Source organism: Ruminococcus sp. 1001136sp1_2201st1_G3_2201SCRN_220225 (assembly GCF_040924365.1).
Lineage (GTDB): Bacteria > Bacillota > Clostridia > Lachnospirales > Lachnospiraceae > Blautia_A > Blautia_A faecis.
In genome coordinates this window covers 1-7811 of the sequence record NZ_JBCOME010000095.1, presented here as the reverse complement: position 1 = coordinate 7811, position 7811 = coordinate 1, and the positions used below count along the sequence as shown (strand labels likewise).

The window sequence follows — 7811 nt, the reverse complement described above, 5'->3', positions numbered from 1 at the left end:
GATCAATACGGTCTTCATAAGGATTCTGGAAAATTTCACAAGGCACTACCACAGGGATACGGTTAGACATAATATTTCCAACCACACAGGGAAAAGCAGACTTCACCACATCCCGAAATTCCGGATAAAAGCTCTGTGCCTTCACATTCATTCCAACCGGGCTTACCAGTCTTCCATTTTCATAGCTTTGTCCAAACTGCACCACCATAACATAGCCCTGGCCATATTCAATATCCAGAAGCTGCTGGTAATAACCTGCTGCTGCCATCTCCTTCTGGAAAAGAAGAGAATTCACATAACCAGATTCTACAACCGGGATAACTGTCTCTAGCTTTTCCTGGATTTTCAACAGATTACTTCTCTGATCACGAACCTTATCCACCTTTGCTGTCGCTTCTTCCACCACAGAAATAATCTTACTTTTCGAAATCGGTTTCGTAAGATACTGTTCCACACCAAGATTGATGGCTTCTTTGGCGTAATCAAATTTGTCATATGCAGAAACTACATAAAACAAGGCGGAATTGTTGAACTTCCGGATTTCCCGCATAGCCTGGATTCCATTAATTCCAGGCATGTGAATATCCATAAACACAATATCCGGGTGAAAGGTCTCCGCCTTCTCGATTACCGCCCTTCCTGTTTTCGCAGTTTCCACACTGCATTTATCTCCGAATTCAGCCAGAATCACTCCTTTAAAAGCCTCCAGCATAAGTCCTTCATCATCTGCTATCAGAATACGGTACATTTTTTTGCTCCCCTTTATTCAGCCTCTGTCACTGCTCATTGCAGCATACTCCATGCTATCACTTTTTACTCATTCACTGGTACCTTCAACCTCCACCGGTAAGGTGATATGCACACTGGTTCCAAGTCCAAGGCCCTCACTTTCTATGGTAAGAAGATCTTTTTGTTTATAATACAATTCCAATCTGTCAATTACATTTCCTACTGCTATGCCTGTAGAATAACGGTCCTCTCCATTATTTCGTGCTTTCCCTGCCATAACAGACCGAATCATCTCCTGTGTCATTCCGGCGCCATTATCACTGACTGTGATTTCCAGGTCATCCCCATCCTTGTGAATGGACATTCTGATTTTCCCAGTTTCCATACAGTCGTGAATTCCATGCTGCACGGCATTTTCCACCAGAGGCTGCAAAATCATACTTGGAATCCTGAAATTTCCGATTCCCTCATCCACATCTTTTTCATAATTGATATCTCCGGCAAATCGGACATTTAAAATATAAATATAATTGTCAACTGCATCCACCTCTTCCCAGAGAAGAGCATCATCCTCCATTTTCCGTACATTATATCGGAAAAAGTCTGCCATCTTTTCCAGAAAAACACCGGTACGCTCTGCATCCTCCAGCATGGCAAGCTGGGCCCCGGCATTCAGACAGTTAAACAGGAAATGAGGATTGATCTGAGCCTGAAGATATTTCAGCTGTGCTTCTTTCAGATGGGTCTCCATAAGAAGCTCCCTCTCCTTCATCTGCGCCTGCTTTTCTATACTTTCACGCTGTTGTTTAATATGAATGCGTATGCTGTCCAGCATCTGATTAAAGCTCCGGGTTACCACGCCAACCTCATCCTCGCAGACAACAGGCAGAATTGGCACATTCAGATTTCCCATGGCAACCTCATGCGCAGTACTGGAAAGCTGGGTCAGCGGCCGGATCATGGATTGCACAAACAGAATGATAATGGCCACACCTACTGCCGCCACAATGAAAATAACCACCAACGCCAGCCGATACAGTACATCCATAGAAGAAAGCAGGAGCTGGTAATTGGAGGAATTCATCCGAAAGCGCAGATTATTCAGCTTGTAAATATAAGAATTGATATATTCATAAAGCTGCAGCTCTTTTTCATAAGAAGCCTTGTATTTCTCAATATTTCTGCCTCGCTTGGCCTGAACAGTCTCGCTGGTCTGATTCAGATAGCTTTCTGACATTCTGCGTATATTTTTTTCCAGCATTTTTACTTCATTATCCACATTCCGGTCATTCAGCTTATCCAGAAGCTCCCGGTAATCCTGCTCATAGCGATAGTAATTTTCCAGAGCCTTGGTTCCCTTTATATTCAGATATTCATAAACCGTTCCTTCCAGATTGTTTAAGGTGTCCGAGAGATCATTAATTGCTGCATTGCTGGAAAAAACAGCATCAATCCGGTCTACACCGGTATGAATCTGTTCAAAGATAAAAAAATTGATGCATACTACAAACACCATGACAAGGGCCATAACAGAGCTTAATCTTGTCTGTATGGAATTCTGGACGGAAAGGCTTCCTTTTCTCTCTCTCACTTAATCCCCCTCCATTCTGTAAGTCCCAACATTGCTTCTGGTGATCACATGCTGTCCCACACTGTAATAATTGCTGGTATGTCCCAGGGAGGAAAACTCTTCCAGGGCATTCACGCTGTATCTTCCGATTTCATCCATATCCAGAGCGATAGCTGAAGAAATAATCCCTTTGCTGATACCATCCAGAATTACATCGGAATAATAAAAACCAACTACATCCACATTTCCAACCTGGTTATAGTCAACCAGAGCCTGGTAAACGCACTCTGTCACAACCTCGTCCATGCACACCAGCACATCTGGCAGGTTCTCCTCGCTTACAAAAATATCCCGGACAAATTCCTCTGTATCAAAGCCAGAGCTGCTGTCAATGTTGTATTCTGAAATCGTTACGGTCTGATAATCCTTCTTTTTTTCCTCCAGTTCTTTTTTAATCTGGTAATAGATCAGATTGGTCTCCTGGGTCTTGGACTGGGAATTTGACAAAAGAAGGACCTGCGTATTCTCATGCTCCTTTAAAAGTCCAAGGATCTGTTCCGTGTAAGCATTTCCCAGCTGATAACTATTCAGTCCAACAAAGCTGATTCTGGCACTGGAGGAATCATCTGTCAGCACCGTAACTACTGGAATATCCGCATCTGAGGCCTCCTGGATCAGTTCCTGCTCTTCATCGCTTCCATCAGCTTCCAGAATGATCCCGTCCACCTGGGAGGCAATTCCAATACGCAGATAATCCGCCTGACTATAATTGGAATCGTGCCCGGGCTCGATCAATTCCAGATAAGCATCTGCATCCTTTGCCGCCTGGCTGGCGCTTTCATAGATAGAATCCCACATCAGGGTATTTTCCGCTCCTGCTATCATCAGATAATGTTTTGCGTAGCTGGATGCCCCCTCGCCTTCACCAAGATCCACCTGATCCAGTTTTTTCTGGAAATAAATCCAGATTCCAGAGAGAAATAACATACAGCCTACTATAATAAAAAAAACAGTCAATGTGGATTTTTTCATAATTAATAAGTTCCTTTATTGCCCGCGCTTTTGCCTGTAGGCAAACCGCCATTTTATTATAAAATAAATATGCTTTCAAACATCTACAGTTTACCATATTTGCATGCTATATGCAAAAGAAGCCATTGCATTTCTGCAACAGCTCCTTTCTGATTACTGTTTACTGCACTCTCAGCAGTTTTTTGGCAATTATTTAGTTGGATTTTCTATTAGAGATAACATCAAATACAACTGCGATCAGAAGTACGGCACCTTTTACAACATACTGCCAGGAATCACCGATACCCATGATTGACATACCCATGTTGATAACACCAAGGAGAAGAGCACCGATTACAACACCACCTACAGTACCACTTCCACCGTATGCAGAAGCACCACCGATGAAACAGGAACCGATTGCATCCATCTCGAAGGATGTACCTGTACTACCATTTACAGAACCTACACGTGCTGCGCAGAGAAGACCTGCAAGGCCAGCAAGTAAGCCCATGTTTGTATATGCAATGAAATAAACCTTATTTGTATCGATACCGGAAAGCTGTGTTGCTTTCTCGTTACCGCCGATTGCGTAGAAGTAACGTCCAAACGCTGTCTTGGATGTGATGAAGTTGTAGATCATGCAGATTGCAACTACCCATACAAGCATTACGGAAATACCTTTATACTGATATAATTTGTAGCAATACCACAGAATAACAACTGCAATCACGGCTGCTCTGCTGTAATCAGAAGCTGCTGTATTCTGGCGATAACCTTTTTTCGCTTTGTTTGCTCTGGAACGCATGGTAGAGAAAATAATATAGCATGCGATCAGAACACCAACGATCAGTGCAGAATATTTCTTTCCATCATCAAGTCCCGGAATGTTAATGTAGGATGTAAATACATTCAGGAAAGATTTGTTCTGGATAGATACTGTCTTATTATCCAGTACCAGACGTCCAAATCCACGGAAAATGAACATGCCGGCAAGTGTTGTGATAAATGGAGGAATTCTCTTATAACCAATCCAGTAGCCCTGCCATACACCAACCAGAAGGCCGATTACCAGGCAAAGGAGAATGGTGATAAATGGATTGAAGCCCTTGCTGCCGATCAGGACAGCTGCAACACCACCAACGAAGCAGATAACAGATCCAACAGAAAGATCGATGTTACCACCAGTTAAGATACAGAGTAACATACCACATGCAAGAACCAGTACGTATCCGTTCTGGAGCATAAGGTTTGACATGTTCTGTGCGAAAAGAAGTCGTCCATCAGTCAGAGCACAGAACAGGATAAATACGATTACAAGTGCAATAACCATCGTATATTTTCTTAAAAAATCCTTGATTTTGGAATTCATAGTGTTTTCCCCTTTCATTATTTCTTCTGATTCTGCATGATATGTGCCATGATGCCTTCCTGGGTTGCTTCTTTCGCATCCAGCTCACCGGCCATCTTGCCTTCATTCATAATGTAAACCCGGTCGCACATACCAAGGATTTCAGGCATTTCAGAGGAAATCATGATTACAGATTTTCCCTGTTCCACCATCTGATTGATCAGACAGTAAATATCATATTTTGCACCTACGTCGATACCACGGGTAGGTTCGTCCAGAATCAAAATATCCGGTTCTGTAAACATCCACTTTCCAAGAAGGGCTTTCTGCTGGTTACCACCAGACAGGTTACCAATACGCTGTTCATTGGAAGGTGTTTTCGTTCCCATTTCTTTTGTCATCTGCTCCGCCAGCTGTACCTCAAGGTCCGTGTTGATAATTCCATTATCACAGACTTTGTTCAGACGGGCAAGAGTTGTATTGAAACGAATGGACTCATCAAGGATCAGTCCGTTTGTCTTACGGTCCTCAGTTACATATGCAAGACCATGCTGGATGGCCGCACGAGGGTCTTTCAAATCTACTTTTTCACCCTTTATGTACAATTCTCCAGAAATTGCACTTCCATAGCTCTTACCGAAGATGGACATTGCCAGCTCTGTACGGCCTGCACCCTGCAGTCCTGAGAAACCAACAACTTCACCTTTATGTACTTTAAAGGAAATATTGTCGTCTACTATTTTTTCCGGATACAGAGGATGATGAACCGTCCAGTTCTTTACCTCCAGCATCACTTCTTTACTTACATTGTGCTCACGCTTCGGATAACGGTCTTCCATAGGACGTCCAACCATTCCTTTGATGATCCTGTCCTCACTTAAGTCATCCACGCCTTTTGTAAGTGTCTCGATTGTGCTTCCGTCTCGAAGAATGGTACAACGGTCTGCACAGTAAATGATCTCATTCAGTTTGTGTGTGATAATAATAGATGTCAGTCCCTGTTTCTTAAATTCCATAAGCAGGTCCAGAAGCATCTTCGCATCCTCATCATTCAGGGATGAAGTCGGCTCATCCAGGATGAGCAGTTTAACATCTTTTGAAAAAGCTTTCGCAATTTCTACCAGCTGCTGTTTGCCGGTTCCGATATCTTTGATCAGGGTCTGGGCAGATTCATGAAGACCTACCTGGGCCATGTGTTTCTCAGCCTCGCTGTATGTTTTATCCCAGTCGATGGCTCCTCTTTTATTTTTGATCTCGTTTCCAAGAAACATGTTTTCACCGATGGAAAGCAGTGGGATCAATGCAAGCTCCTGGTGAATAATAACGATACCTTTTGCCTCGCTGTCATTAAGCTTTTTAAACTTACACTCTTCACCCTCATAGGTAACCGTTCCAGTATAGCTGCCGTATGGATACTGACCACTTAATACGTTCATCAATGTGGACTTTCCCGCACCGTTCTCACCGATCAGCGCATGAATCTCGCCACGCTGAACTTCAAGGTTAACGTTATCCAAAGCTTTGACACCGGGGAATTCCTTCGTAATGTGTTCCATTACTAAAATATTGTCAGCCAAAATGGCGCCCCCTTTCCCATAAAGCAGGCGGGGCTTTTCACCCCGCCCACATTTAAAACTTTATTTTTGATTTGTATGACGTTTTCGTTCAGCCTTTATTAGTTTGCCGGATGAAGATATCCGTCATCGTCCATTGTGTAGTATCCTGGGTCAACCAGTGCTTCCTGAAGGTTGTCTTTTGTTACAACAGTAGGAACCAGAAGGAAGGATGGGCATTTGTTTCCATCAGATGTCTCATAGGATTCTGTATCATATGCACACTCGAAATCCCAACCAGATTTTTCAATCAGGGACTCATCAATTGTATCACCAGCCAGCATTGCTTTTGCAAGGTCAAGTGTTACGACTGCTTCATTGGCAACTGCTTTGTAAACTGTCATGGACTGTTTTCCATCAACGATGTTTGCAAGGTTTGCTTCGTCACCATCCTGTCCTGTGATCAGAACTGTGTTATCACCAGCATAGTCAGACTCGATTGCCTGTGTTACACCAAGTGCTGTGGAGTCGTTGGAGCAAAGAGCTACGTCAAGCTGTGTTCCGTCTGCATAGTAGGATGCCAGAATGTTCTGCATTCTTTCAAGTGCTGTCTGGGTATCCCATGCAGGTGTTGCAACAGAATCAAAATCAGTCTGTCCGGAAACTACATTTAAGGTTCCTGCATCAATGTATGGTTTTAATACATCAAATGCACCATTGAAGAAGTATCCGGCATTGTTATCAGCAGGATCACCAGCTGTAAACTCGATATTGTATGTCTTGTCTCCGGCATTGTCCAGATCCAGAGTATCTACTACGTACTGTCCCTGAAGGGTACCTACTGTGTAGTTATCAAAAGAAATATAATAGGAAACAGCGTCGGACTTGATCAGACGGTCATAGGAAATAACTGGGATTCCTGCATCTGCTGCTTCATCCATAACTGTATTAAGAGCCTCGCCATCGATAGCTGCTACAACTAACAGGTTAACTCCGTCGGAAATCAGGTTCTGGATATCGTTTACCTGACGGTCTGTCTCGTTGTCAGAGTATGTAAGCTCTACTTCGTATCCAGCATCTTCGAACTGTTTCTGCAGATAGGAACCATCACGATTCCAACGCTCCAGAGACTGTGTAGGCATTGAAATACCGATCTTTCCGCCAGCTGCTCCGTCTTCTGCCATTACCGGAACTGCAAGTGAACCAACTGCCATTGCTGCTACCATTGCCATTGCTACTTTTCTCTTCATGAAAAAACCTCCCGTATCATTTTTATTTGCTATGTTCTATAGCTTTTTGATGGGATTATAATATCATATCGGTACTCTGTGTAAAATGGACTAATTTTGGATTGCTCTTTCAATTTTTGTGTTATGATATGCACAAAATTGTGCTGGACTGGACATTTTTGTTGTGGAATAGTGCTAGATTGTAATTATGTGCTATTGACATTTTTAAGATATGAAGTGTTATAGAATTCCCGAATGTAATTTTGCTATTTAATGTGTTAAAAGTTCTTTAGGAGGGACGCATTTGGACAATGTGTATTACTCACTCGCCGGCGCAACGCTCCAGCGAACTAATCGCTAACTGCGAC

The 7811-nt window shown here is 43.0% G+C and carries 6 protein-coding genes; all 6 read right to left on the bottom strand.

From position 1 onward, the window contains the following. Window positions 1–748: response regulator (locus AB5642_RS19260; RefSeq protein ID WP_368371875.1), on the bottom strand; the 748-nt coding region annotated here is incomplete at its 3' end. Between the two features lie 69 nt (window positions 749–817). Beyond that, the gene (locus AB5642_RS19255) at window positions 818–2320 is read right to left on the bottom strand and encodes a sensor histidine kinase (RefSeq protein WP_173719579.1); all 1503 of its coding nucleotides are present in this window, start codon (window positions 2318–2320) and stop codon (window positions 818–820) included. Next, window positions 2321–3331, bottom strand: coding sequence for a substrate-binding domain-containing protein (locus AB5642_RS19250; protein ID WP_173719580.1), 1011 nt, complete (start codon window positions 3329–3331; stop codon window positions 2321–2323). It abuts the gene before it with no gap. A gap of 193 nt (window positions 3332–3524) precedes the next feature. Continuing rightward, a complete protein-coding gene (locus tag AB5642_RS19245) occupies window positions 3525–4682 on the bottom strand; it encodes a sugar ABC transporter permease (RefSeq protein WP_118580516.1) in 1158 nt (385 codons plus the stop codon). Between the two features lie 17 nt (window positions 4683–4699). After that, window positions 4700–6238 carry a sugar ABC transporter ATP-binding protein gene (locus AB5642_RS19240; RefSeq protein WP_118580468.1) on the bottom strand — a complete coding sequence of 513 codons (1539 nt, stop codon included), beginning with the start codon at window positions 6236–6238 and terminating at the stop codon, window positions 4700–4702. 98 nt (window positions 6239–6336) lie between these two features. Continuing rightward, window positions 6337–7464: a sugar-binding protein gene (locus tag AB5642_RS19235; protein ID WP_173717149.1), complete on the bottom strand. Its 1128-nt coding sequence runs from the start codon at window positions 7462–7464 to the stop codon at window positions 6337–6339. Between the last annotated feature and the right edge of the window lie 347 nt (window positions 7465–7811).